Here is a 2,202-nt window from a genome sequence, read left to right on the forward strand (position 1 = left end):
GAACGAAGGCGGTCAGATCACKTACACCGCTACGCTCTCTAATAAAGCGGGCACCGATGTAACCCTGAAACTCGATAACGGTTCGAGCATCACCATCAAAGCTGGCGATACCGTTGGCACCGTGACCGTCCCTGCGCCAAGCGATGACGTGTTCATCGATAAGAGCACTCAGACSGTCAAGATCACTGACACTGCTGGCGGTAACTTCGAGAAGTTGGAAGTTGCAGGTAATGGCGCAACCACGACTATCAACGACACCATCGACAAGGTCGATGTGGTTCTGACCGCCACNACTGCTGGCGGTAACTTCGAGAAGTTGGAAGTTGCAGGTAATGGCGCAACCACGACTATCAACGACACCATCGACAAGGTCGATGTGGTTCTGACCGCCACCACTACCGTGGGTGAAGGCGGCAACATCGTTTACACCGCCAGCCTTGTGGATAAAAACGGCGCGGCAGTGACCAACATCACCAACCCGTTGACCGTGACCCTGGATAATGGCCAGACCATTACCATCGGCGTTAACCAGTCGAACGGCAGCGTCACCGTTGTAGCTCCAGATGACGTGTACAAGGGCGACCAGACCGTCACCACTGCTATTACTAATGTGGCTGGCGGCGAACACTTCGAAAATCTGGTGCCAGGTACTACGCCGGTGAGCACCACCGTCACCGATACTCCGGGTACCGATAACACCACTACTGTCACGTTGACCGCACCAAGTGCCGTCAACGAAGGTGGTCAAATCACCTACACCGCGACCTTGAGCAACAAGGCCACCGATAACACCACTACTGTCACGTTGACCGCACCAAGTGCCGTCAACGAAGGTGGTCAAATCACCTACACCGCGACCTTGAGCAACAAGGCCGGTACTGACGTAACCCTGAAACTCGATAACGGTTCGAGCATCACCATCAAGGCTGGTGACACCGTCGGCTCCGTGACTGTTGCGGCACCTGGCGATGACGTGTTCATCGATAAGAGCACTCAGACCGTCAAGATCACTGACACCACTGGCGGTAACTTCGAGAAGCTGGAAGTSGCTGGTGATGGTGCAACTACGACYATCAACGACACCATCGACAAGGTCGATGTGGTTCTGACYGCAACCACCACAATCGGCGAAGGCGGCAACATCGTTTACACCGCCAGCCTTGTGGATAAAAACGGCGCGGCAGTGACCAACATCACCAACCCGTTGACAGTGACCAACATCACCAACCCGTTGACCGTCACTCTCGATAACGGCCAGACCATCACCATCGGTGTGAACCAGTCGAACGGCAGCGTSACCGTTGTMGCTCCAGATGAYGTGTACAAGGGCGACCAAACCGTCACTACCGCTATCACTAATGTGACCGGCGGCGCGCACTTCGAAAATCTGGTCCCAGGTACCACGCCGGTGAGCACCACCGTCACCGATACTCCGGGTACTGATAACACCACCACCGTGACACTGACAGCTCCGTCTGCAGTGAACGAAGGCGGTCAGATCACCTACACCGCGACCTTGAGCAACAAGGCCGGTACTGACGTCACGTTGAAGTTGGACAATGGCTCGAGCATTACCATCAAAGCCGGTGAAACCGTCGGCACCGTGACCGTCCCTGCGCCAAGCGATGACGTGTTCATCGACAAGAGCACCCAAACGGTCAAGATCACTGACACCACTGGCGGCAACTTCGAGAAGCTGGAAGTCGCTGGTGATGGTGCAACTACGACATGTGGTTCTGACCGCAACCACCACCGTCGGTGAAGGCGGCAACATCGTCTACACCGCCAGCCTTGTGGATAAAAACGGCGCGGCAGTGACTAACATCACCAATCCGCTGACCGTCACTCTCGATAACGGCCAAACCATTACCATCGGCGTTAATCAGTCGAATGGCAGCGTGACCGTTGTAGCTCCAGATGACGTGTACAAGGGCGACCAGACCGTCACCACTGCTATTACTAATGTGGCTGGCGGCGAACACTTCGAGAATTTGGTTCCAGGTACAACGCCTGTAAGCACTACCGTCACGGATACTCCGGGTACCGATAACACCACCACCGTGACACTGACAGCCCCGTCTGCAGTGAACGAAGGCGGTCAGATCACCTACACCGCGACCTTGAGCAACAAGGCCGGTACTGACGTCACCTTGAAGTTGGACAATGGTTCGAGCATCACCATCAAAGCTGGCGATACCGTCG

At 55.5% G+C, this 2,202-nt stretch carries 1 protein-coding gene and 1 pseudogene; both read left to right on the top strand.

Annotation, left to right across the window (positions count from 1 at the left end):
* Positions 1 to 16 precede the first annotated feature (16 nt).
* The coding region (locus ASE80_RS31690) for an immunoglobulin-like domain-containing protein (protein WP_330219954.1) at positions 17 to 291 on the top strand (275 nt) is incomplete at its 3' end.
* A 1-nt stretch (position 292) separates the two neighbouring features.
* Positions 293 to 2,202 (top strand): annotated as a pseudogene (locus ASE80_RS31695) (immunoglobulin-like domain-containing protein); the annotation flags it as partial.

The organism is Pseudomonas sp. Leaf15, assembly GCF_001421425.1.
In the GTDB taxonomy this organism is placed as follows: Bacteria; Pseudomonadota; Gammaproteobacteria; order Pseudomonadales; family Pseudomonadaceae; genus Aquipseudomonas; species Aquipseudomonas salomonii.